Annotated in this window: 23 protein-coding genes and 1 tRNA gene; 16 read left to right on the top strand and 8 right to left on the bottom strand. The window is 47.9% G+C overall.

Annotated features, from left to right (window positions below; translation table 11 throughout):
- Nucleotides 1-69 precede the first annotated feature (69 nt).
- Entirely contained in the window at nucleotides 70-792 is a 723-nt protein-coding gene (gene leuE / locus QUE66_RS07125) for a leucine efflux protein LeuE (protein WP_286223366.1), read from the top strand.
- Between the two features lie 22 nt (nucleotides 793-814).
- Complete coding sequence (msrA, locus tag QUE66_RS07120) at nucleotides 815-1,360, top strand: peptide-methionine (S)-S-oxide reductase MsrA (protein ID WP_286223365.1); 546 nt, start codon at nucleotides 815-817, stop codon at nucleotides 1,358-1,360.
- A gap of 11 nt (nucleotides 1,361-1,371) precedes the next feature.
- On the opposite strand, the gene pdxH is transcribed toward msrA, so the two are convergent.
- Nucleotides 1,372-2,019 (bottom strand): pyridoxamine 5'-phosphate oxidase, encoded by a 648-nt coding sequence (gene pdxH, locus QUE66_RS07115; protein ID WP_286223364.1) that lies wholly within the window; start codon nucleotides 2,017-2,019, stop codon nucleotides 1,372-1,374.
- A gap of 22 nt (nucleotides 2,020-2,041) precedes the next feature.
- Here pdxH and QUE66_RS07110 point away from each other — a divergent pair, with 22 nt between their 5' ends.
- From QUE66_RS07110 to ald, 4 genes are all read left to right on the top strand, one after another.
- Complete coding sequence (locus QUE66_RS07110) at nucleotides 2,042-2,821, top strand: tRNA threonylcarbamoyladenosine dehydratase (RefSeq protein ID WP_286223363.1); 780 nt, start codon at nucleotides 2,042-2,044, stop codon at nucleotides 2,819-2,821.
- Between the two features lie 179 nt (nucleotides 2,822-3,000).
- Nucleotides 3,001-3,156: a hypothetical protein gene (locus tag QUE66_RS07105; RefSeq protein ID WP_286223362.1), complete on the top strand. Its 156-nt coding sequence runs from the start codon at nucleotides 3,001-3,003 to the stop codon at nucleotides 3,154-3,156.
- A gap of 267 nt (nucleotides 3,157-3,423) precedes the next feature.
- Entirely contained in the window at nucleotides 3,424-4,824 is a 1,401-nt protein-coding gene (locus tag QUE66_RS07100) for an amino acid permease (RefSeq protein WP_286223361.1), read from the top strand.
- Nucleotides 4,821-5,963 (top strand): alanine dehydrogenase, encoded by a 1,143-nt coding sequence (ald, locus tag QUE66_RS07095; protein ID WP_286223360.1) that lies wholly within the window; start codon nucleotides 4,821-4,823, stop codon nucleotides 5,961-5,963. Before QUE66_RS07100 ends, ald begins: the two co-directional genes overlap by 4 nt.
- On the opposite strand, the gene QUE66_RS07090 is transcribed toward ald, so the two are convergent.
- Nucleotides 5,943-6,548, bottom strand: a complete 606-nt coding sequence (locus tag QUE66_RS07090; protein ID WP_286223359.1) for a DUF3501 family protein — start codon at nucleotides 6,546-6,548, stop codon at nucleotides 5,943-5,945. The genes ald and QUE66_RS07090 overlap by 21 nt on opposite strands.
- Before the next feature lie 3 nt (nucleotides 6,549-6,551).
- Nucleotides 6,552-7,889 carry a heterodisulfide reductase-related iron-sulfur binding cluster gene (locus QUE66_RS07085; RefSeq protein WP_286223358.1) on the bottom strand — a complete coding sequence of 446 codons (1,338 nt, stop codon included), beginning with the start codon at nucleotides 7,887-7,889 and terminating at the stop codon, nucleotides 6,552-6,554.
- A gap of 113 nt (nucleotides 7,890-8,002) precedes the next feature.
- Between QUE66_RS07085 and QUE66_RS07080 the strand changes: the two genes are divergently transcribed.
- From QUE66_RS07080 to QUE66_RS07045, 8 genes are all read left to right on the top strand, one after another.
- Nucleotides 8,003-8,590, top strand: coding sequence for a TMEM165/GDT1 family protein (locus QUE66_RS07080; RefSeq protein WP_286223357.1), 588 nt, complete (start codon nucleotides 8,003-8,005; stop codon nucleotides 8,588-8,590).
- A 32-nt stretch (nucleotides 8,591-8,622) separates the two neighbouring features.
- Complete coding sequence (pepN, locus tag QUE66_RS07075) at nucleotides 8,623-11,298, top strand: aminopeptidase N (RefSeq protein ID WP_286223356.1); 2,676 nt, start codon at nucleotides 8,623-8,625, stop codon at nucleotides 11,296-11,298.
- 51 nt (nucleotides 11,299-11,349) lie between these two features.
- Nucleotides 11,350-11,425, top strand: a tRNA-Thr gene (locus tag QUE66_RS07070).
- A 185-nt stretch (nucleotides 11,426-11,610) separates the two neighbouring features.
- On the top strand, nucleotides 11,611-12,621 hold the full coding sequence (locus QUE66_RS07065) for a Bug family tripartite tricarboxylate transporter substrate binding protein (protein ID WP_458574679.1): 1,011 nt from the start codon (nucleotides 11,611-11,613) through the stop codon (nucleotides 12,619-12,621).
- Between the two features lie 82 nt (nucleotides 12,622-12,703).
- Nucleotides 12,704-13,219, top strand: coding sequence for a tripartite tricarboxylate transporter TctB family protein (locus QUE66_RS07060; protein ID WP_286223355.1), 516 nt, complete (start codon nucleotides 12,704-12,706; stop codon nucleotides 13,217-13,219).
- A 42-nt stretch (nucleotides 13,220-13,261) separates the two neighbouring features.
- A complete protein-coding gene (locus QUE66_RS07055; RefSeq protein ID WP_286223354.1) occupies nucleotides 13,262-14,758 on the top strand; it encodes a tripartite tricarboxylate transporter permease in 1,497 nt (498 codons plus the stop codon).
- A 62-nt stretch (nucleotides 14,759-14,820) separates the two neighbouring features.
- Complete coding sequence (locus QUE66_RS07050; protein WP_286223353.1) at nucleotides 14,821-15,192, top strand: DUF2946 family protein; 372 nt, start codon at nucleotides 14,821-14,823, stop codon at nucleotides 15,190-15,192.
- Nucleotides 15,193-15,250: 58 nt separating this feature from the next.
- Nucleotides 15,251-15,739, top strand: a complete 489-nt coding sequence (locus tag QUE66_RS07045; RefSeq protein ID WP_286223352.1) for a copper chaperone PCu(A)C — start codon at nucleotides 15,251-15,253, stop codon at nucleotides 15,737-15,739.
- Between the two features lie 66 nt (nucleotides 15,740-15,805).
- Here the strand turns inward: QUE66_RS07045 and ilvD are convergent, their stop codons facing one another.
- Nucleotides 15,806-17,485 (bottom strand): dihydroxy-acid dehydratase, encoded by a 1,680-nt coding sequence (ilvD, locus tag QUE66_RS07040; RefSeq protein WP_286224752.1) that lies wholly within the window; start codon nucleotides 17,483-17,485, stop codon nucleotides 15,806-15,808.
- A gap of 46 nt (nucleotides 17,486-17,531) precedes the next feature.
- On the bottom strand, nucleotides 17,532-17,696 hold the full coding sequence (locus tag QUE66_RS07035) for a rubredoxin (protein ID WP_108508877.1): 165 nt from the start codon (nucleotides 17,694-17,696) through the stop codon (nucleotides 17,532-17,534).
- A gap of 136 nt (nucleotides 17,697-17,832) precedes the next feature.
- Here QUE66_RS07035 and QUE66_RS07030 point away from each other — a divergent pair, with 136 nt between their 5' ends.
- A complete protein-coding gene (locus QUE66_RS07030; RefSeq protein WP_286223350.1) occupies nucleotides 17,833-18,450 on the top strand; it encodes a response regulator transcription factor in 618 nt (205 codons plus the stop codon).
- 141 nt (nucleotides 18,451-18,591) lie between these two features.
- A complete protein-coding gene (locus tag QUE66_RS07025) occupies nucleotides 18,592-19,554 on the top strand; it encodes a helix-turn-helix domain-containing protein (RefSeq protein WP_286223349.1) in 963 nt (320 codons plus the stop codon).
- Here QUE66_RS07025 and QUE66_RS07020 read toward each other — a convergent pair.
- The 3 genes from QUE66_RS07020 to ppa all read right to left on the bottom strand — a co-directional run bounded on the left by QUE66_RS07020 (nucleotide 19,551) and on the right by ppa (nucleotide 22,149).
- A complete protein-coding gene (locus tag QUE66_RS07020; RefSeq protein WP_286223348.1) occupies nucleotides 19,551-19,889 on the bottom strand; it encodes a P-II family nitrogen regulator in 339 nt (112 codons plus the stop codon). The two genes, QUE66_RS07025 and QUE66_RS07020, sit on opposite strands and share 4 nt — an antisense overlap.
- A 66-nt stretch (nucleotides 19,890-19,955) precedes the next feature.
- Nucleotides 19,956-21,587, bottom strand: a complete 1,632-nt coding sequence (locus QUE66_RS07015; RefSeq protein ID WP_286223347.1) for an NAD+ synthase — start codon at nucleotides 21,585-21,587, stop codon at nucleotides 19,956-19,958.
- A 25-nt stretch (nucleotides 21,588-21,612) separates the two neighbouring features.
- Nucleotides 21,613-22,149: an inorganic diphosphatase gene (ppa, locus tag QUE66_RS07010; RefSeq protein ID WP_286223346.1), complete on the bottom strand. Its 537-nt coding sequence runs from the start codon at nucleotides 22,147-22,149 to the stop codon at nucleotides 21,613-21,615.
- Nucleotides 22,150-22,279 lie beyond the last annotated feature (130 nt).

Raw genomic sequence — 22,279 nt, 5'->3', positions numbered from 1 at the left:
CATCGACCATCAGACAAGCGGCAGCGGGGTAAAAACCAAAACGCTGAAAAATGTAAATTGCTGGGGACGATGTTTCAAAAAGCCCTCTATTATGACATGTTTCCTGTTTATGATCTAGTCATGCTGGATTGGATGAATTTGACCCATGTTGGCGTCGTACAGTTGCCAACCTTTATTCTGGGCACCATCGCGATTGTTTTATTGCCGGGCCCAAACTCCCTTTATGTTCTGACAGCCTCATCCAAGCTGGGCTGGAGGGCCGGGGTGTGGGCATCATTGGGCATTGTGGTGGGCGATTCAATTCTGATGATTGCCATTGTTTTAGGGGCTGCATCCCTCTTACAAAACTCTTCTGGCATTTTTATGGCATTACGTTGGCTGGGGGCGATTTACTTGCTGTGGCTAGCTTGGGGCCTGATGCAAACCGCTTGGAATCGTTTGCAAAGGTCCTCCTCACAAAATAGCGCTCCAGCAAGCACCATGCGACTTATACATATGCATCCATTTGTGGCTGCACTCGGTTTATCGCTCACCAATCCCAAGGCCATTTTTTTCTTCATCTCCTTCTTTACCCAGTTTGTCGATCCACAATTTGCCAATCCAGCCCAGAGTTTTTTATACCTTGCCATCATTTTGCAGATGATTAGCATCACCTACTTGGGGGTACTGATTTGGGTTGGTGAAACTCTGGCTCATCGAATGGAGCGCCATCCGCAATGGGCGGCTATGCTGTGGTTTGGGGTTGGCGCACTATTTATCTATTTTGCGTTACGCTTATTGATAGGCGGTTAAGTAAAAACAGTATTGGAGAATCTTGGTGGCAACGATCTTAGAGAAGGCTATATTGGGCGGTGGGTGTTTCTGGTGCCTCGAGGCGGTCTATCAGCGCGTTCAGGGCGTTACGCATGTGATCTCGGGATATGCTGGTGGCCATGTTGTTAATCCCAGTTATGAGGCGGTCTGCTCGGAGTCGACTGGGCATGCCGAGGTTGTTGAGATTGAGTTTGATCCCAGCATTATTTCCTATCGGCAGTTGCTAGAGATCTTCTTTGTAATTCATGATCCAACCACATTGAACTACCAGGGTAATGACGTAGGAACGCAATATCGCTCGGTGATTTATGCCCTTAACGATCAGCAATTGCAAATCGCTAAAAACCTAGTCAAAGAGCTTGAGGAGCAAAGACAGTTTTCTGATCCGATTGTTACGGAAGTGATCATGGCCCCCGTTTTTTATCCTGCGGAAGACTACCATCAGAATTACTATCGCAATCACCCATTTCAGGGTTATTGCATGGCAGTTGTAGGTCCTAAGGTTAGTAAGTTTAAAAAGACTTTCTCATCTTTACTGAAAGATTGAGAGAGAACCTTCTATGGCGCCAAGCGACTAATGCGCCATGTCTCTTGAGCCTTGGTGTACAAAATACGATCATGTAAACGTGAGGGGCGACCTTGCCAAAACTCAATCTTCTCGGGCCTTAAACGATATCCTCCCCACTGGCTTGGTCTTGGGGGATTTTCACCAAATTGTTGTTTAAAGCGTAATTCTTCTTGTTCTAAAAAAGCACGACTTTCAATTTCTCGGCTTTGGGGTGAAGCCCAGGCGCCTATGCGAGAGGCTGGGGGGCGTTGAAAAAAGTAATCATCGCTCTCAGCTGCACTTAGTTTGGAGACAATCCCATTAATCCTTACTTGGCGTTCTAGCTCGTGCCAATGAAATAGTAGTGCCGCTTGTGGGCGGATTGCAAGCTCTTGCCCCTTTTGACTTTCGTAATTCGTAAAGAAACAAAAATCACCTTGGCTGATTCCTTTTAATAAAACCACCCGGGCTGAGGGCGTACCTGATGCATCTGCTGTTGCTAGCACCATGGCATTGGGTTCCGGACATTCTGCCTGACTAGCTTGCTCAAACCAGCTTTCAAACAGGATGATGGGATCGAGAGGCAGCTCACGTTCCGATAGTTGCCCTGCGGTATAGTTTTTCCGTAAATCGGCTAAGTTTTTACTGATTGAACTCATGGATTGAGTATAAAGAGAGCGTATGACAAACGAAAGAGTGCTTGGCCCAAGTACGTGTGAGAGCAATGAAGTGGCAGATCGACGATTTGCTGGGGTGGCTCGTCTTTATGGAGAGGATGCCTTTAAAGCATTTGGCCAAGCCACGGTTGCGGTGATCGGCTTGGGTGGGGTTGGCTCATGGGCTGCTGAGGCTTTGGCTCGCTCTGCGGTTGGGCATTTGGTTTTGATCGATTTTGATCATATTGCCCCCAGTAATGTGAATCGTCAGTTGCATGCCATTGAAGGTAGTTTTGGGAAAGCTAAAGTGCTGGCTATGGCTGAGCGTCTTCAAGCCATTAATCCAATGATCACGATTACCATGCATGATGTATTTGCGGAGCCAGCCAATTTGGAGCAGATCATTCCGCATAACTCTTTTGTACTGGATGCCTGTGATGATGTATCGGCGAAGGTAGCGCTGGCTAGTTTTTGTAAAAAACAGAAGATTCAATTGGTGATGTGCGGAGGCGCAGGCGGAAAGGTCAACCCACGTTTTTTAAATGCGGATGATTTAGCCAAAGCCACACACGACCCCCTATTAGCAAAAATCAGGGCTGAGCTCAGAAAAAACCATTCTTTTACCAAGGACCTGAAGTTGCCGATGGGGATTCGGGCGGTTTACTCCGCAGAGAATATGCGTGGAGACGGAAGTAGTGGCTTGGCATGTTCAGGTTATGGCTCTACAGTGAACGTCACCGCCTCTTTTGGGTTTTTGGCTGCCGCAGAAATTTTGAGTGCAATCCAAAGTCAAACCACAAATTAATAACTAACTAATTGTTTTTGAACAGTTATTTTCAATTCAATGGCGTGTCAACCCTTTCCAATCAATAAGCGTTAAAGGATTAGTCTTCGAAAAAGCCATTCGTAGCTACATTGGTTTTTCCTAGGCTGTAGTAATTCCGTAGGAGACTACGTTTATTAATTTTTACTTTGGAGTTTTACATGAAAAAGATCGTTGCTATGTTAGTTGCTGGTTTGTTCTCTGCTGGTGTTTTCGCTCAAGCTGCTCCAGCTAAGAAAGATGACAAGAAAGACGCTAAGCCAGCTGCTGCTGCTCCAGCTCCTGCTGCTGCTCCTGCTGCTCCAGCCAAGAAGTAATTCTTCTTGTTTAAGAGAACCCCAGCTTGCTGGGGTTTTTTTTCATCCAAAATTTGCTCAGAATCACTAGGGCTATCCCTGTAAGAATTTACTGATTTTTCTGTAAGTAACTATTTTTTTAATGGCAGCTTTCATTGATTATTCAGTAGATTCTCAAAGTTACTTAATTATTAATTTCGTTCTTGATACTTCTATAGTTTTTAAGCACTAGTTTCAAACGTATTCGCTCCATAGACTCTCATGCGGTGGCGTTGTGCCACTGTCATCATGAAAGGAGTTCTCTTGGAGAAGAATGAAGAAGGCTTAAAGCGCCATCTCAAAGTCAGACACATTCGCTTAATGGCTTTGGGTTCGACCATTGGTGTCGGATTGTTTTTAGGATCTGCCACCGCAATTCAAATTGCGGGACCATCAATTTTGCTTGCTTATTTTTTAGCCGGCCTGGTTGCATTCGTGGTTTTACGAACCTTAGGTGAAATGGCGGTTCACGAGCCAGTCACAGGGTCATTTGCCACCTATGCCAATACCTATGTCAATCCCTTAGCTGGATACATGGTGGGTTGGGGCTATTGGACCTACTGGGTGGTGGTAGCTATTGCCGAAGTCACCGCGGTTGGTATCTATATGGGGGTTTGGTTCCCAGATATACCGCAGTGGATTTGGGCGCTATCGTCCATCATCCTGATGGGGCTCATTAATCTGATTGCAGTCAAAGTATTTGGTGAGTTTGAGTTTTGGTTTGCGCTCATCAAGATCATGGCGATTGTGCTCATGATCGCTTTGGGCTGCTCGGTCATTTTCTTTGGGTTTACCAACGATTGGGTACCAATGGGATTGGGAAATCTTTGGCAGCATGGCGGATTTTTCCCGAACGGCTTTAGTGGATTTTTGCTCTCCTTGCATATGGTGTTGTTTGCCTATGTTGGTATTGAGATGATCGGCCTATCGGCGGGCGAGGCACAAAATCCAAAACAGACGATCCCAATGGCTATTGATTCATTGATCTGGCGCATCCTGATTTTTTATCTGGGCGCATTGATGGTGATCTTGGCTATCTTTCCCTGGAATGAAGTAGGTCAGCAAGGCAGTCCATTTGTAGCGATGTTTGAGCGGATTGGTTTGCGTGAGGCTGCAGGTGTTGTTAATTTTGTGGTCATTACCGCTGCCTTATCTGCTTGTAACGCTGGTGTATTTAGTGGTGGTAGATTACTGTATGCACTCTCAGCTAATGGCTACGCACCAAAGCCTTTTGTCAAGCTGTCAAACAATGGTGTGCCGCATCGTGCTGTGATTGGAACGGTTTGCGTACCAATGGTAGGCGTGATCCTGAACTATTTTGTCCCCGAGAAGGCATTCCACTACATGATGGCAGCCGTTACATTTGTGGGCCTCATGGTTTGGATTTCCATTCTGTATACACACTATCGCTTTCGGGCAAGCCTTAGCAAAGATCAGCTTGCTCAATTGTCGTATCGCACACCGTGGTGGCCGTATTCCAGTTGGTTTGCCTTGGCCTTCATCGCGCTCGTCATTGTCTTGATGAGTTTTCATGAGGATGCGCGCATGGCACTCATTGTGGGTCCGATCTTATTAACCATTTATTTGATCCTGTATTTCGTATTGGGGATTGATAAAAAACACGTACTTCAATTAGGAGAGCAAAAATGATTATTGGTATTCCAAAAGAAATTAAGAATAATGAGTTTCGAGTTGGCCTCACCCCTAGTTTGGTGAGTAGTCTGACGCGGCAAGGTCACACAGTGTTAGTGGAGCAACATGCTGGGGCACAAATTGGTTTTGCTAACGAGCAATACGAAGCAGCTGGAGCAAAATTAATGGCAGATGCTAAAGCGGTTTTCGCAGATGCTGAGTTGATTGTGAAGGTGAAGGAGCCACAGCCACAGGAGTGCGCGATGCTTCAAGAGGATCAAACTCTCTTTACCTATTTACACCTGGCCCCTGATCCAGTGCAAACGGAAGCATTAATCAAGTCCAAGGCCATCTGTATTGCTTATGAGACGGTGACCTCATCGAGTGGCGCACTCCCGCTCTTGGCACCCATGAGTGAGGTGGCTGGGCGGATGTCCATTCAGGCGGGGGCGGCGCATTTGGAGAAATCCAAAGGTGGCTCTGGATTATTGTTAGGCGGCATTCCTGGGGTTACTGCGGCAAAGGTATTGATCTTAGGTGCAGGTGTTGTAGGGCGCCATGCCTTACAAATTGCCGTCGGTATGGGCGCCCACGTGAGCATTATGGATCGCGACTTGGATCGACTGCGGCAGATTGATGCACTCTATGGCAATCGAGTCCAAACCCTATTTTCTGATCAGCAGAGTATTGAGAATGCAGTGAGAGATAGTGATTTAGTGGTTGGCGCAGTGTTATTACCAGGTGGTTCGGCGCCAAAATTGGTGACCGCAGCCATGATCGGGCAGATGCGAGCTGGATCGGTGGTGGTGGATGTAGCGATTGACCAGGGCGGTTGCTTTGAGACCTCGCGACCCACCACCCATGCGGAACCCACTTATGTTGAGCATGGGGTGATTCATTATTGTGTGGCTAATATGCCAGGCGCGGTTGCCAGAACATCCACGATTGGTTTAACCAATGCAACCTATCCCTTCATTGAGCAGATTGCTAATCTTGGGGTGATAGAAGCATTGCGCCAGAGCACGCATTTAAGGAATGGCTTAAGCGTCTATCAAGGACAACTCACTTCTGCGCCCGTCGCCCGGGCACAGAAGCGGTTGTACGTCTCAGCAGATGAGGCTTTGCTGCGCCCCGATTTAGTCGAGGTCTGTGACTAAGGAGGCGAGTGTTTCATGGGGGAGGGTTTCGACATGCATGGGGTATCCCTTGTGGTCGCAACCCACCATCATTTGAGCACCGGCCTTTAGCGCCTCTTTCATCGCAGGTGTTAATGGAATGCGCAGGAAGTGCACGGCCGAGGTTTTCTCGGTCGTTGCTCGCTCTAGATCCTCGTCGGCAATTGCATAGACCCGTGGCTGACCTTCAATCTCAATAAAAATCCGATCTTCTACACCAACTAATTTAGCCAGTGCTACGCGACGATCGGCCTCATTGGGATACTCAATCATCATAGTGACCTTAAAGTCCGAACCACTCGGTACCATTGGATTGTAGGCATCTAACTCGTCTTGAATGCCTTCGTCTTCAAAGGTTTTCTCAACGCGTAACATCTCCTGAATCTGATAGCGCATTAAGAACTCGTTTTCAAAAATGAGCGTGAGATGCTCGCCCAAGTGGACGGTACGTAGTTTGCGTTCCGCAATGGCGCGCGCTCTCATTTCAGGGCGTGCTTTGTGATAAGCCTCAAGGCTTAATAAACTATCGCGAGTAATTTTTCCCATTTCAATTGATCCTGTTGTCATGATTTAGAGTCCGTAGGCCTTGGCCATTAGTGTGAGTGGATGAGCCATCGCGGTCTTGGGCAGACCCAGTTCATCCATTCCTTGCGCAATGTGGTGGCCAGCGAGTTGGCAATCGGAGCTAATATAGTTTGGTGATTCTTCAGCCATGCTACGGAATACTGGACGTCCAATCTTCATTGCCATCGCATGAAACTCTTTCTTGACGCCCCAGGTTCCGGAGTGGCCTGAGCAGCGCTCCACCACATTCACTTCGGTTCCTGGAATGAGTTTCAATGCCTCAGCGGTTTTCTGACCAACGTTCTGCACGCGGGAATGGCAGGCGACGTGATAGCTCACATGACCCAACTCCTCTTTGAAGTCTTGGTTTAAGAGACCATCTTTGCTGCGAGCAATAAAGTACTCAAAGGGATCCCACATCGCGTCTTTGACTGCTTGCACATCAGCGTCATCAGGGAACATCAATGGCAGCTCTTGCTTAAACATTAAAGTGCACGATGGAATTGGGGTCACGATGGCATAGCCCTCACGTGCCAACTTCGCAAGTTTGGGGATGTTCTTTTCCTTGTTTTCTTTTACGGACTCAAGGTCACCTAATTCGAGTTTAGGCATACCACAGCAAGCCTCTTTATCAACCAGGGCATACGGGATCTGGTTGTGATTGAGGATCTTAATGAGATCTTGACCAATACCAGGCTCGTTGTAGTTGATGTAGCAAGTAGCATAAATCGCGACTTTACCGGGGGTGCGTTGACCATCTTTCACTGGAAACGCTGCCGATGGCGTCGCCAATTGGGGGAAGGTCTTCGAAGCGTATTCAGGAACCCATGCTTTTTTATCAACGCCTAAGGCGCCTTCCATCATTAAACGGGTGACGCCCATATTGTTCACCGCATTGACCGCTTGGGTCACGATTGGAATGCCTGCAAACTGACCAAGCTTGTCGGTGGAAGATAATAATTTGTCACGGAAGGTGGTTTTCCCTTCTTTGAAGGCAACCGCCTTCGCGCGCAACATCAAATGCGGGAAGTCAATATTCCAAGGGTGAGGTGGGGTGTAGGGACACTTGGTCATGTAGCAAACGTCGCACAGATAGCACTGATCAACCACCTTTTGATAATCGGCTTTTGCCACACCTTCTACTTCACCTTCCTCGGTCGCATCGACGAGGTCAAAGAGGGTAGGGAATGAGCCGCAAAGATTGACGCAACGACGGCAACCATGGCAAAGATCAAATACCCGCTCCATCTCGGCTTCGAGTTTCTCGGTGTTGTAGAAGTCCGGATTGGTCCAGTCCAAGGGGTGTCTAGTTGGGGCTTCGAGATTGCCTTCGCGTAAAGTCATGGAATTGCCTTTAGAGAAAAATTAAGATGCACGCAGTTTAGGGTTTTTTCCTATGATAGCCAAATTGTATTAATTAAAAATATTGATAGATTTTATTTAAATATCTGATTTATATGGATTTTTATGGATTATTCATTTCTACCGGGGTGGTTGCCCTCGCAGAAATCGGGGACAAGACCCAGCTTTTGTCACTCATGCTCGCAGCGCGCTATCCCAAGCATGCCTGGCCGATTATTTGGGGGATCTTGCTGGCAACGCTTGTTAACCATGCGCTCGCTGCTTATGTGGGACATTGGGTTGCTGGGCTACTCAGTCCTGATCTATTGCGTTGGATTCTGGGAATTGGATTTTTAGCCCTTGGCGCTTGGCTACTTATCCCCGACAAATTGGATGAGGACCAAGCTGCAAAAGCAGCAAAAGGGGCTTGGGCAATTTTTGTATTGACCACCAGCTTATTTTTCATTGCCGAAATGGGTGATAAGACCCAAATCGCCACGATTGCTCTGGGAGCGAAGTATGACAGTGTGGTGTCGGTCACGATTGGGACAACTCTTGGCATGATGCTCGCGAATGCTCCTGCGGTATGGCTTGGTAAGCAATTTACCAAGCGCTTGCCAATTACGTGGGTGCATCGTATTGCGGCGATGATATTCATTGTGCTTGGAATGGCGACCTTACTTTGGGGTGGGGATCTTGCGTAAGCGCTAAGTAAAGATCCAACTAAAATCGTTCCATGCGAACCGATTCTGCCAAGCGCTTTTTGCGCTCTCAATACAAAGCTCCCGATTATCAATTTGGCCAAGTAGAGCTTGATTTTGAATTAATGCCGCAACGCACCCTTGTGCATAGTCGCATTGAGGTGATCCCTAGTGAGATCACGCAAACCTCGAAAGACGAGCTTCCCCTTATTTTGCATGGCGAAGATCTCGAGTTCATTAGTCTGCGTATCAATGGCGAGACGCATCGCCATTTGGAGCTAACGCCGGGGAGACTGGTGATTCATGGTTTACCTCAAGGAGGCAAGCAACGTTTTGTGATTGAAATCAAAACCGCATGCATTCCTGAGAAAAACACCTCATTGATGGGCTTGTATGTCTCACGTGGTAATTTCTTCACGCAGTGCGAAGCAGAGGGTTTTCGGAAAATCACGTATTTCCAGGATCGTCCCGATGTGATGGCGCGCTACCGCGTGACTATGCGAGCACTCAAAGCCGATTACCCAGTCTTACTCTCGAATGGCAATTTGATTGCTAAAGAGGATTTGGCCGATGGTTGGCACAGCACCATTTGGGAAGACCCGTTTCCAAAGCCTTCCTATCTGTTTGCCTTGGTGGCTGGAAAATTAGTTTGCTCAGAGGATGTGATTACTTCTCGGAGTGGTGATAAAAAACTATTGCAAATTTGGGTTGAGCCGCGGGATCTGCATAAAACCTACCACGCGATGGACTCGCTAAAGCGATCGATTGTTTGGGATGAGAAGCGCTTTGGTTTAGAGCTTGATTTAGAGCGCTTCATGATTGTGGCGGTGAGTGATTTCAATATGGGGGCGATGGAGAACAAGGGCCTCAATATCTTCAATACCAAGTTTGTGCTGGCGGATGCGCAAACGGCAACGGATACGGATTTTGCCAATGTTGAGAGCGTAGTAGCCCACGAGTATTTTCATAATTGGACAGGCAACCGCGTGACCTGTCGGGATTGGTTTCAACTATCCCTGAAAGAAGGTTTAACCGTCTTTCGGGATCAAGAGTTTTCAGCCGATCAAATAGGTACAGAGTCTGGTCGGGCGGTTAAGCGCATCGATGATGTGCGTTTACTTCGCCAGCTACAGTTCCCCGAGGATGCGGGGCCCATGGCTCATCCGATACGGCCCGATGAGTATCAAGAAATTAATAACTTCTATACAGTAACGGTCTATGAGAAGGGTGCGGAGGTAGTGCGCATGTACCAAACCTTACTTGGGGTTGATGGCTTTCGTCGCGGCATGGATTTGTATTTCAAGCGTCACGATGGGACGGCGGTGACCTGTGATGAGTTCATTGCCGCGATGGCTGATGCGAATGAGCGCGATCTCAGCCAGTTTAAAAACTGGTACAGCCAATCGGGTACTCCGCGAGTTCAAGTCAATGAACAGTTTGATGCACGGAAGAAAGAATATCGCTTGACCCTCAAACAACATTGCCCCCCAACACCTGGGCAGAAGACCAAAAAACCATTTCATATTCCCTTGAAGGCGAGTTTGTTATTTGAAAAGGGCGCATCCATTACTGCAAAAGAAGCAAAGCATTTTGGTCAAGAAGTATTGCTAGAGCTAACCCAGTCAGAGCAAACGTGGGTAGTCAAGCAAATCCCGGCAAAACCAGTGCTTTCGATCAATCGGGATTTCTCGGCACCCATTGTGATTGAGCACGAGCAAAGCGAAGCAGAGTTGCTCGCTCTCATGGCAAATGAGACGGATTCATTTAATCGGTGGGAGGCTGTGCAAAAACTAGCTCAGCAATTGATTTTGGTAGGTCGAGAGCCCGATCGGCGATTGCTAGAGGCCTACCGTGAATTGTTGGTCGATCCGCAATTGGATCCGGCGTTCAAACAACTTCTCTTTACACTGCCAGCCGAAACCTATTTGTATGAGCAGGTTCAGTTGGTTGACCCTCAGCAATTGCATTGGGCGCGTAGAGGTTTTAAGTCTGCTCTAGCGCAAGCGCTTAAATCCGACTGGGAAAAGACCTACCGCTCGCTCCAAACCTCAGCGAGCTATAGCCCGGACGCAATGAGTATGGGTCGGCGCGCTCTCAAAAATGATGCGCTGATGATGCTTTTAGAAACGAAGGACACTCACTGGTATGAGGTGGCCGAAGAGCAATACGAGTTAGCGAACAACATGACCGATCGCTTTGCGGCATTACAGGCCCTTGTATTCGCTCATGCACCCCAGGCTGAGAATGCCTTAGCTGATTTTTATCAGCGCTTTGCGGAAGACCCGCTCGTGGTTGATAAGTGGTTTGCCTTACAAGCAATGCGACCCCCGCAAACCAAGGGTCAGTCTGTGCTTGGTCATGTGCAAGAGCTGATGCGACACCCCGCATTTCAGATGAATAATCCTAATCGGGTGCGCAGCCTCATTCATGCATTTTGTTTGAGTAACCCAGGTGGATTTCATGGGGTCGATGGTGTGACCTATGCCTTTTGGGCCGAGCAAGTGATTGCATTAGATGAGATCAATCCTCAAGTAGCGGCGCGACTGGCCCGTGGCTTAGACCGTTGGCGTCAGTTTGCATCACGCTACCAGAAGCCGATGAAAGCGGCGCTAAAGACCCTAGCAACAGTCAGTCGGCTTTCCCCAGACGTGCGCGAGGTTGTTTCTAAAGCGTTGGGAGACGCTCAACCTAGCGCCTCGCAAAGGCATTGATTTTGCTGGGATAAAATCTCAGTCTGAACGCAGTATTTTCCAAAGGTTCATGCCGGAATAGCTCAGTTGGTAGAGCAGCGCATTCGTAATGCGAAGGTCGTAGGTTCGATTCCTATTTCCGGCACCAGTTTGCCCCTTAAATAAGTGCTTAAAGTACGGGTTTTCACTAGTCAGTACGGGTTTTACTTATGTGAAAATTTTTGTTTGTTGATGTCTGTCAATTTTTGTCTAAAACTTTTATTGAAGAATTAGTCATCAAAGTTGCTACATAACAAATTTAATACTTTGAAAAAACTTTTTGGAGGAGCAGCCATGCGTTTGAAATTCAAGTCCACTTTATTGAGTGTTGCGTTAATGGCAGGTTTTGCTGCCACCACCACCGCTCAAGCACAGGCTAAGTGGGAGCCAACAAAACCAGTTGAATTCATTATCTCCGCCGGTCCTGGCGGTGGCGCTGACCAAATGGCGCGAATGATTCAGGGAATTATTACAAAGAACAACCTAATGAAGCAGTCAGTCATCCCTGTGAATAAGGGTGCTGGCGCAGGTGCTGAGGGTTATCTGGCAATCAAGGAAGCCAAAGGTGATCCCCATAAGATCATTATTACTTTGTCTAATCTTTTCACCACCCCACGCGCAACCGGAGTGCCTTTCAAATGGCAGGACATGACTCCAGTGGCGATGTTGGCTCTTGACCAATTCGTGTTGTGGACTAATACCAGCAAAGGTTACAAGTCTGCCAAAGACTACATCGATGCTGCTAAAGCTGCAGGACCTGGTAAGTTCAAGATGGGTGGAACTGGATCCAAACAAGAGGACCAAATCATTACGGTAGCGCTTGAGAAAGCAACGGGTACTAAGTTCACTTATGTGCCATTTGCTGGTGGTGGCGCCGTAGCGGTTCAGTTGGTGGGTAATCATGTGGATTCCACGGTTAACAACCCAATCGAAGCTGTTGCTCAGTGGCGTGCTGGCTCTCTAACTGCCCAGTGTGTGTTTGACACGCAGCGTATGCCTTACAAAGAGAAAATTACAGCGACTCAATCATGGAATGATGTTCCAACTTGCCGTGAGGTTGGTGTGAACACCGACTATGTCATGTTGCGCGGCATTTTCATGCCACCTGGAGTGACTCAGGCGCAAGTAGACTTCTATGTCGACTTGTTCAAAAAAGTTCGTGAGACACCCGAGTGGAAGAAATTTATGATCGACGGCGCATTCAATCAAACCTTTATGTCAGGTAAAGAGTTTGTCAGCTGGTTAGAAAAGGCTGATGCTACCCATGCTCAGCTCATGAAAGAAGCAGGATTTCTTGCGAAGTAATTATGTGACTTGAAAAATAAGACCTCAATGTGGGGTCTTATTTTTTTACCTAATGATTTAAAACTACTAGAAAAGTACGGTTATGTCAGAGCAATCTAATCAAAACGCTTTATTGAGTATGCGTACCGCCGAAATCGTGGTTGCGCTTGCCTTCCTTGTCTTTGCAATCGTCATCATGCAAGGCAGTATTAAATTGGGGTCGAGCTGGGGTAGCGATGGCCCTCAAGCAGGCTATTTCCCTTTTTACATTAGTTTGATTATTTTGATTTCTAGTGCTGCAACCCTGATTCAGGCGATTCGCCAAAAAGAATTGAGTAATGAGTCTTTTGTAGACAAAGGTCCATTTCGTCAGGTTTTGGCCGTTTTGATTCCCGCCTTTGTTTTTGTTCTCTTAATGCAGTTGATTGGAATCTATGTTTCTGCTGCCATCTACATTACCTTTTTTATGATCTGGATTGGCAAGTATGCCGCCTGGAAATCATTTGCTCTCGGCGTTGCCATTAGCGTAGCGCTCTACATGATGTTTGAGTTCTGGTTCCAGATCCCATTGCCAAGCGGTTCGTTAATTAACCCGCTTGCATTGGTTGGTATTCAATAAACACATTCATCCCAAAAACTAAAACGATAAGAGGAACGTACGGTGGAAGAACTTAACGCACTATTTAACGGTTTTGCAGTTGCGCTAACCCCATTTAACATTATGTTAATGTTAGTCGGCGTGACGCTTGGGGTAATTATTGGCGTCTTGCCTGGCTTGGGTGGAGCCAACGGCATTGCAATTTTGTTGCCATTGACCTTCACGATGTCGCCAACCTCGGCCATCATCATGCTCTCTTGTATTTATTGGGGGGCGTTATTTGGCGGTGCGATTACCTCTATTCTCTTTAATATCCCGGGTGAGCCGTGGTCAGTTGCAACAACCTTTGATGGCTATCCGATGGCTCAGCAGGGTAAAGCAGGTGAAGCCTTAACAATTTCCTTCACCGCATCATTTGTTGGCGCCTTGTTTGCCATCATTATGATTACCTTCTTGGCCCCGATTGTGGCTAAGTTTGCTCTGCGGTTTGGTCCACCAGAGTTCTTTGCGGTCTACCTTTTAACCTTCTGTAGCTTTGTGGGCATGAACAAGGGTTCGCCATTTAAGGTGCTCTCGGCCATGATGCTCGGCTTTGCTCTGGCAGCCGTTGGTATGGATAGCGTGACCGGTCAATTACGTTTGACCTTTGGTTCTACTGAACTGATGCGCGGCTTTGATTTCTTGATCGCGGTGATCGGCCTCTTTGGTATCGGTGAGATCTTGCAATCAATGGAAGAGGGCTTGAATTTCTCGGGCAAGACCGCCAAGATTCGTGCGAAGGTGGTGTTTGAGACCTGGGCGCGCCTGCCTCGTTACTGGGCAACTACACTCCGTAGTTGTTTAATTGGATGCTGGATGGGTATTACTCCCGGTGGCGCAACACCAGCTGCATTTATGAGCTATGGCCTTGCCAAGCAAATGTCCAAAAATCCTAAAGAATTTGGTAAGGGTTCTGAAGAGGGCTTGGTTGCTCCTGAAACAGCAAACAATGCAGCAGGTACCGCTGCGCTTTTGCCAATGTTGTCTTTGGGTATCCCCGGCTCACCTACTGCCGCCGTGTTGTTGGGCGGTCTCTTAATCTGGGGTTTACAGCCCGGCCCATTACTGTTTGTGGAGCAGCCTGACTTTGTTTGGGGCTTGATTGCTAGTATGTACCTGGGCAATATTGCGGCCTTGTTTGTGGTCTTAACCTGCGTTCCCATCTTCGCATCGATTTTGAAGATCCCATTCTCGATCATTGCGCCAGTAATCATTGTGATTTGCTCGGTTGGTGCTTATACCGTGAACAACGCGATGTTCGATGTATGGCTGATGTTAGGCTTCGGTGTCTTGGGTTATCTCTTTAAGAAACTTGACTACCCGATGGCGCCGATGGTTTTGGCCTTGGTATTGGGCGATCGCGCAGAGGATTCTTTCCGTCAGGCGATGCTGGTGTCCCAAGGTCATCTTGGAGTCTTCTTCTCGAACCCCTTGGTCGGTTCGATCACAGGGCTAGCATTGATTCTGTTGTTCTGGCCTTTGATCTCAAAATTGAGACCTCAAAAGGCAGCAGCTGCATAATCACCAAAAGGGGGCGCAAGCCCCCTTTCTTCATCCAGAGCCTTTCTGGATAAAATAACGATATGCTTTTCCCCCACCAAAAACTGATCCATTGGCTTTGTGCAATCGCCTTTTCATGGAGTATTTTTACCCCATCTCTAGCCCAAGCCTTTTTCCAATCGGCCAATACAAATTTTCTGACCATGGAACTGTGTGTGGTGGATGGTTCCAAGCAAACCGTTAATTTAGATACTGAAGCGCCGACTACGATGGCCGGCGACTGTCCCTACTGTGTCGCGCAATCAATGGCGCCATTGAACCTACTAACCAATCTTGGATTTGCAAGCCCTGCAATACCTATTTTGACTCCCAGTCTCTATTTGGAGTCTCCCAAAACTCTCTTTGCGTGGGTCAAGCTCCCCTCTCAGGGACCGCCTTCAAATCATTGCGTCTAATTTAGTGGCAGGGGTTTTGAACCCTTTATGCAATGTAGTTTTCATTTGAAGGATTTATATGAACATCAATTTTTTACAAGCAGTGACAGCAAGTGCTCTGATCGCGTTTTCAAGCTCCACTTTGGCGCACAATGATATGAAGAGCCCAGAGTATCGAATTGGGCAACTCAAGATTGAGCACCCTTATGCACGCGCGACGGCCCCTGGGCAAAAAGCTGCGGGCGGATTTATGAAGATTGAAAACAAAGGGGCTGCTGATCAATTAATTGCAGCAAGCTCCCCAGTCGCTGGCGAGATGCAATTGCATACCATGACAATGGATGGCAACGTCATGAAAATGCGCGAGGTGAAAGTGATTGATGTGCCAGCAAACGGGTCCGTCGAGCTCAAACCAGGTGGTTTGCACCTGATGTTTATGGACATCAAAAGCCCGCTTAAGGCTGGTGAGGCTGTACCAGTTAAGCTGAAATTTCAGAAAGCCGGTGAAGTTGAAATCAAGGTACCGGTGCGCGAGATGGGCTCAGGTTCTGGGCACATGAAGCACTAGTCAGGCCGCAGTAGTCATACAGCCTGCCTCGCTATGGGCGATTCAGGCTGTGTCGAGTTAAGTTAATTAATCCAGATTTTGGTCAGTAACAGCTCCTTTGCTGGCAGAGCTTGCTAAACGGGCATATTTAGCCAATAAACCGCGTGTGTAGCGGGATTTTGGTTGTTTCCAGGCGGCGCGCCGTTTAGCAATCTCTTCCTCAGGAACATTGAGTTGGATTAACAACTTATGCGCATCGATCGTGACCGAGTCACCTTCTTCAATCAGGGCAATGGTGCCGCCTACAAACGCTTCAGGAGCGACGTGCCCGACCACCATTCCCCAGGTACCCCCTGAGAACCGCCCATCGGTGATGAGTCCAACGGTCTCACCAAGCCCCTGGCCAACTAGAGCGGAAGTAGGAGCTAACATTTCTCGCATACCGGGACCGCCTTTGGGACCCTCATAACGAATCACGACCACATCACCATGCTTAATTTTCTGAGCCATGATGGCCTCCATGGCCTCATCCTCGGAGTTGAATACGCGAGCTGGACCTGTAATCGATGGATTCTTGAGGCCAGTAATTTTGGCGACACAGCCCTCGGGCGAGATATTGCCCTTGAGGATTGCCAAGTGCCCTTGGGGATAGAGCGGATTATCTAAAGTCCGAATGACCTTTTGATCGGCTCTTGGTTTGGATGGAACGTCTTTGAGGGTCTCCGCAATCGTTTTGCCGGTGATGGTCATGCAATCACCATGGAGTAGACCGCCGTCTAACAAAATCTTCATAACCTGTGGAATGCCGCCTGCTAGATGCAGATCGGGTGCCAAATACGTGCCCGATGGTTTCATGTCGGCGATCACGGGGACGCGTTTACGAATCCGCTCAAAGTCATCAATGGTCCACTCAATCTCCGCAGCACTGGCAATCGCCAAGAAATGCAAGACAGCATTGGTCGAACCGCCGACGGCCATGATGACACTGACCGCATTCTCAAGGGATTTTTTGGTAATGATGTCGCGTGGCCGAATATTATTTTTGATCGCTTGAACCAATACGCGGGCTGACTCGGCTGCGCTATCGACCTTTTCTTGGTCTACGTTGGACATGGTTGAAGAGTAGGGCAGACTCATCCCTAGCGCTTCAAAGGAGGAGCTCATGGTATTGGCGGTATACATGCCACCACAAGAACCACTGCTTGGACAAGCGTTTTGCTCAACGCCTTTGAGGTCCTCCTCGGTTAAGCGTCCGGAGGTAAATTCACCAACAGCCTCAAAGGCAGAAACGATATTGAGCTCTTTACCTTTGTAATGGCCTGCTTTGATGGTGCCGCCGTATACATAGATTCCAGGAACATTGGTGCGCGCTAGCGCAATCATGCCGCCGGGCATGTTTTTGTCACAGCCACCAATGACCACCACGCCGTCTTGCCAGAGGCCGTTGACACAAACCTCAATACTGTCAGCAATCACCTCGCGTGAGACCAGGGAGTATTTCATACCCTCCGTGCCCATACCGATTCCATCGGAGACTGTGGGCGTACCAAAGACTTGGGCTTTGGCACCCGCTTTCTCCAGAGCATCGATTGCCGCATCGGCTAGTTTTTGTAGGCCGCTATTACATGGGGTAATGGTGGAGTGGCCGTTGGCGACGCCCACCATCGGCTTCACAAAATCTTCCTCTTTGTAGCCCATGGCGTAGTACATGGATCGATTGGGTGCGCGTGCAACCCCTTCGGTCACCATGCGTGAACGCTCATTCATGCGTTTTGGGGTTTGTTTTTGGTCTGCCATGTCATTGTCTCCGCGATTAAATTGCCATCATTTCAAAGCTGTCTTTTCCTGCCCCGCAATCAGGGCAGGCCCAATCGGCAGGGACATCGTCCCATTTGGTGCCAGGTGCAATGCCATCCTCGGGGCGGCCTGCTGATTCGTCATAAATAAAGCCGCAAACAATACAAAGATAAGTTCTCATGGGTTTGTGATTCACGTATTGATGTAGAAAGGTATTTTAGGGATATCCAGCAAAATTAGCCTTATAGCTAATAGCCAGTCCAGTTATGGGGGGTTACATTGTTGATCTATAAGTAATTTCAAGGTAATGATAAGCCATGACGCGATTAACCGGCACCGTGTATCTCATCGATGATGACAACTCGATGAGAGATTCATTGGCGCGGATGTTGCGCGATGTTGGTTACTCGATACAAGATTTTGAGAGTGCCACTTCGTTTTTACAAAATTCATTACCGGTTGCACCGGCAGTCATCATTCTTGATATGCAAATGCCAGATGTGAGTGGTCTCGATTTAATGGAGCTCTTGGAAAAGCTAGGTCGTAAAACTCCGATTGTGTTTTTGAGTGGCCAGAGTCATCCCCAGCAGATCGTCAAAGGTCTTAAAAAAGGTGCGCTGGATTTTCTGTTTAAGCCCTTCAATATTGATGAGCTCTTGCAAGCTATCGATCAAGCTCTTGATTACGACCAAAAACAACTGAAACGTAATTTAAAAGATGGCGAGATCAAGCGTAACTTCAGTTCGCTAACACCTCGAGAGAAAGAGGTCTGCGCCTTGCTCGTGGAGGGCCTCATGAATAAAGAAATTGCTGAGCGCTTAGGCACGACTGATGCCACGATTAAGGTCCATAAGGCCAGGGTCATGGAAAAAATGCAAGCGAACTCGGTTCAGGATTTGGTGAAATTCTATTTGGAGTCCAATTTAACAAGGTAAGTATTAGCCCTAGAGTCGATAGCCAAATATTGTTATTTATGTCATATTCTGAAGTAATTAAGCCGATACGATTGATATACAAGGCATTGATTCAATTACAAATAATTATAAAAACTATATAAAAGTGAGACGCATTTGGTGATGAATAAACGCGTTCCAGATGTTCGAGGAGAGGTTCTTAAAAAGGCTCGTGAAGCCAAGGGTCTCACTGTCTCCGAATTAGCGAGCAAGGTTTGCTTTTCGACTAAACAAATTGAGCAGCTTGAAAATGGTGAGAAAAGCCATTTCTATTCCCTGGCGATTAAAGCGAATGCAGCAAAACGGGTAGCCGATGAGTTGGGCATCAGCCAAGAGGATGTATTTGATTTTGGACCTGACTTGATCGAAGCTGCAAAAGTCCGTCAAGAGACTTCAAAGGAAGTAGTAAGTCTATCTTCGCCACTAGAGGCACAATCGAACTCTTCTGAGCCTGTTAAGGAAGAAGAATCTCAGAAGAAAACTTCTCAACCTAAACGCACGACTCCAAAAAAGACTGCAGACCAAAAGGTGGAGCAGCTTGAGCGGTTTGATGAGACTCCCAAGCCAATTATTAAAAAGAATCGCACTCTCATTTACTTTGGTAGTGCTGCAATCGCCGCCGCCATTGGAATGGTGACTCTGAATATGAATCAACCGCAGCCATTGAAGTCAGTAGAGGTCGCAAAACTGCCATCGGAAACGATTGCAGCAGAGTCCAAAAAGGAAGAAGTAGTAAGTCCGGCACCAACTGCCAACGCCCCAGCACTCGTTGCTTCAGAGGCGACAAATACTTGCCCATCGGAAGATGCCAGTCCAAAAAGTTACCGCATGGCTAGCGCATCAAAGCCTGGCAATATGGTCTATGTGCAAAGCCGAAGTGCCCAAACGATCTGCATTAAAGATGCAAGCGGCAAACTGGAGAAAAAGAGCTTAGAAGCAGGGGGCTCATATTCCTTCTATGGAAAGGCCCCCTTTGTAGTGATGACCTCTGGCTTAGGTCAAACGGATCTCTTTTTTCAGGGTTATAAAGTGAAAATTGATAACCCAAATGCCAAGAGCATTATTTTGGAAGAAGTGGCCTTCTAGACAGCGGCGTCGTCTACTTCACCGGTACGAATGCGGATCGCCTGCTCAACTGGGCTCACAAAAATTTTGCCGTCCCCAATTTTTCCAGTACGCGCTGCTTTGATGATCGCTTCGGTGACGATTTCCACCAAGTTATCGGCCACAACCACTTCCACTTTCACCTTGGGTAAAAAGTCGACAACATACTCGGCGCCCCGATAGAGTTCGGTGTGACCCTTTTGGCGACCAAAGCCCTTCACCTCAGTGACCGTCAGACCAGTAACGCCAACTTCGGCAAGTGCCTCACGGACCTCATCAAGTTTGAACGGTTTAATAATGGATGTAATCAGTTTCATAGTGTCTCCTTTGCCTCCATCATACTCAAGGATCATGACCTATTCATGTCCCCACTATTTTTAGGTCTAGAGCTTCGCTCCAGAAGTAATGGGGTAGCGCCAATCTCGGCCAAAAGCGCGTGCAGTAATTCTGACACCCGGGGGCGCCTGACGCCGTTTGTATTCATTGATTTGAATGAGGCGGGTAATTTTTTGCACTGCCGCAGAATCATAGCCTGCTGCAATGATCTCAGCGCTTGATTGATTCTGTTCCATATAACGCGCCAAGATCGCATCAAGCACCTCATACGGTGGCAGACTATCTTGATCAGTTTGATTGGGGCGCAGTTCTGCCGACGGTGGGCGCGTCAGAATTCGCTCTGGAATCACTGGTTTGATCTGATTGCGATAGCGACATAATTGATAGACCAAGGTCTTGGCAATATCTTTAATCACCGCAAAGCCCCCAGCCATATCACCGTAGAGGGTGCAATAGCCAACCGCCATCTCACTCTTATTGCCGGTGGTAAGAACCAAGCGACCCGTTTTATTGGAGAGGGCCATCAAGATCGTGCCACGCACCCGTGCCTGAATATTTTCTTCGGTGGTGTCGCTCGGTAAATTGGCAAACTGTGCTTGTAGAGCATCTTCAAAAGCCTTCACCGGCTCCTGAATCGAAATCTCATCGTATTGCACGCCCAAGTTGGATGCCAACTCACGGGCATCGAGCCAAGAAATTTCAGCGGTGTAAGGCGAGGGCATCATGACTGCGCGCACTTTCTCTGCGCCCAGTGCATCGACTGCAATCGCTAAGACTAAGGCGGAGTCCACGCCACCTGACAAGCCAAGAATTACTCCTGGAAAACGGTTCTTGTGGACATAATCACGCGTCCCCATCACTAGTGCGGCATAGACTTGCGCCTCGAGAGTTAATGCGGGAGTAATCTCGCCTCGTTGCGGTTCGCCTCCTATAAGCTCAATAAATCCGACCCCTTCCTGAAACTGCGGCATGGCAAACACCAGCTCGCCATAGGAGTTCACAGCGCAGGATCCGCCATCAAAGACGAGTTCGTCTTGTCCACCCACCATATTGAGATAAAGGATGGGTAGGCCACAGGCTTGACTCTGCTCTTTGAGTAGTTCGTAGCGAGTCTGTTCTTTTTGCAAATGGTAGGGTGAAGCATTGAGGACTACCAGTATTTGCGCCCCCGCATTCTTGGCTAGACGCGCTGGCTCTGAATGCCAAATGTCTTCGCATAACAAAACACCTAGTTTTAAACCGTGATGATCAAAAACACAGGCATTCTCACCCGCCACAAAATAACGCTTCTCATCAAATACTTCGTGATTGGGCAATTCCTGTTTGAAGTACGTGGCAATCACTTTGCCATTCTGAATAACTGATGCTGAATTGCGCAGACCCGCATCGGATTCGCAGGGGTGGCCCACAATCACGGTGAGGCCTTCCAATCCCTTTAATTGTTCGCAAAGGGATTGCAAAACGGTCTGCGTCTCTTGAATAAATCCGGGGCGCAGTAATAGATCTTCTGGAGGGTAGCCAGTTAAAGAAAGCTCTGGAGTTAAAAGTAGACTGGCGCCGTGTTCATGGGCATCTTGCGCTGCCTGAAAAATCGCTTGCGCGTTGCCAACGCAATCCCCTAAAAGAGGATTGAGTTGCGCCATGGCAATCTGCATGGGGGAATGAGTGCGCTGACTCATAACCTACGCCATGCACGATTCATATTTATGCCTTCTCTTTCTGATAGCGGGCCATACCATCGGTAATCTCTTTGTGCGCGTCGGCAATCGAGCCCCAGCCTTTGACCTTGACCCACTTGCCTTTCTCAAGATCTTTGTAATGCTCAAAGAAATGCTGAATCTGATTCAAACGCATCTGGTTGATATCCTCGGAGCTCTCCCAATGGCTATAGATCGATAAAATGCGATCTTCAGGAACGGCTAGTAACTTGGCATCGTCACCAGCTTCATCGTTCATTTGTAAGACGCCTAGGGCACGGCAGCTAACCACCACGCCAGGAATCAATGGAAAGGGTGTAATTACCAAGACGTCGACTGGATCACCGTCGCCCGCAATGGTCTTGGGAATGTAACCATAGTTGCAGGGATAGTGCATGGCGGTGCCCATAAAGCGGTCCACGAAGATCGCCCCGGTTTCCTTATCGACCTCATATTTAATGGGGTCGGCGTTCATGGGGATTTCAATAATGACGTTAAAGTTCTCGGGAACCCGTTTTCCTGGGCTGACGTTATCAAGACTCATACATACTCCAAATTAAATAAAAATCGGTCTGCTTAGTAGATACCCTGATCTTAGCAAAGTGGCAAATCACTAAATCTGTTGGATACTTTTGAAAGCTAGGCTTGCTATTTTAAGCCTTTAGGCGAATAGC

Origin of the sequence: Polynucleobacter sp. HIN6 (assembly GCF_030297575.1) — a bacterium.
Taxonomy (GTDB): Bacteria; Pseudomonadota; Gammaproteobacteria; order Burkholderiales; family Burkholderiaceae; genus Polynucleobacter.
Note: the sequence above shows the minus strand (reverse complement) of the source record. Positions and strands in the feature narration are given on the sequence as shown.

Excerpts from the sequence above, each read along its gene's own strand:
- QUE66_RS07090 (WP_286223359.1), bottom strand. The coding sequence starts at position 6,548 with ATGACAACAGGATCAATTGAAATGGGAAAAATTACTCGCGATAGTTTA.
- QUE66_RS07105 (WP_286223362.1), top strand. The coding sequence starts at position 3,001 with ATGAAAAAGATCGTTGCTATGTTAGTTGCTGGTTTGTTCTCTGCTGGT.
- QUE66_RS07015 (WP_286223347.1), bottom strand. The coding sequence starts at position 21,587 with ATGAGTCAGCGCACTCATTCCCCCATGCAGATTGCCATGGCGCAACTC.
- QUE66_RS07050 (WP_286223353.1), top strand. The coding sequence starts at position 14,821 with ATGCTTTTCCCCCACCAAAAACTGATCCATTGGCTTTGTGCAATCGCC.
- ald (WP_286223360.1), top strand. The coding sequence starts at position 4,821 with ATGATTATTGGTATTCCAAAAGAAATTAAGAATAATGAGTTTCGAGTT.
- QUE66_RS07020 (WP_286223348.1), bottom strand. The coding sequence starts at position 19,889 with ATGAAACTGATTACATCCATTATTAAACCGTTCAAACTTGATGAGGTC.
- QUE66_RS07060 (WP_286223355.1), top strand. The coding sequence starts at position 12,704 with ATGTCAGAGCAATCTAATCAAAACGCTTTATTGAGTATGCGTACCGCC.
- pepN (WP_286223356.1), top strand. The coding sequence starts at position 8,623 with ATGCGAACCGATTCTGCCAAGCGCTTTTTGCGCTCTCAATACAAAGCT.
- ilvD (WP_286224752.1), bottom strand. The coding sequence starts at position 17,485 with ATGAATGAGCGTTCACGCATGGTGACCGAAGGGGTTGCACGCGCACCC.
- QUE66_RS07110 (WP_286223363.1), top strand. The coding sequence starts at position 2,042 with ATGACAAACGAAAGAGTGCTTGGCCCAAGTACGTGTGAGAGCAATGAA.
- pdxH (WP_286223364.1), bottom strand. The coding sequence starts at position 2,019 with ATGAGTTCAATCAGTAAAAACTTAGCCGATTTACGGAAAAACTATACC.
- ppa (WP_286223346.1), bottom strand. The coding sequence starts at position 22,149 with ATGAGTCTTGATAACGTCAGCCCAGGAAAACGGGTTCCCGAGAACTTT.
- QUE66_RS07025 (WP_286223349.1), top strand. The coding sequence starts at position 18,592 with ATGAATAAACGCGTTCCAGATGTTCGAGGAGAGGTTCTTAAAAAGGCT.
- QUE66_RS07065 (WP_458574679.1), top strand. The coding sequence starts at position 11,611 with ATGCGTTTGAAATTCAAGTCCACTTTATTGAGTGTTGCGTTAATGGCA.
- QUE66_RS07030 (WP_286223350.1), top strand. The coding sequence starts at position 17,833 with ATGACGCGATTAACCGGCACCGTGTATCTCATCGATGATGACAACTCG.
- QUE66_RS07080 (WP_286223357.1), top strand. The coding sequence starts at position 8,003 with ATGGATTTTTATGGATTATTCATTTCTACCGGGGTGGTTGCCCTCGCA.
- QUE66_RS07100 (WP_286223361.1), top strand. The coding sequence starts at position 3,424 with ATGAAAGGAGTTCTCTTGGAGAAGAATGAAGAAGGCTTAAAGCGCCAT.
- leuE (WP_286223366.1), top strand. The coding sequence starts at position 70 with ATGTTTCAAAAAGCCCTCTATTATGACATGTTTCCTGTTTATGATCTA.
- QUE66_RS07045 (WP_286223352.1), top strand. The coding sequence starts at position 15,251 with ATGAACATCAATTTTTTACAAGCAGTGACAGCAAGTGCTCTGATCGCG.
- QUE66_RS07035 (WP_108508877.1), bottom strand. The coding sequence starts at position 17,696 with ATGAGAACTTATCTTTGTATTGTTTGCGGCTTTATTTATGACGAATCA.
- QUE66_RS07085 (WP_286223358.1), bottom strand. The coding sequence starts at position 7,889 with ATGACTTTACGCGAAGGCAATCTCGAAGCCCCAACTAGACACCCCTTG.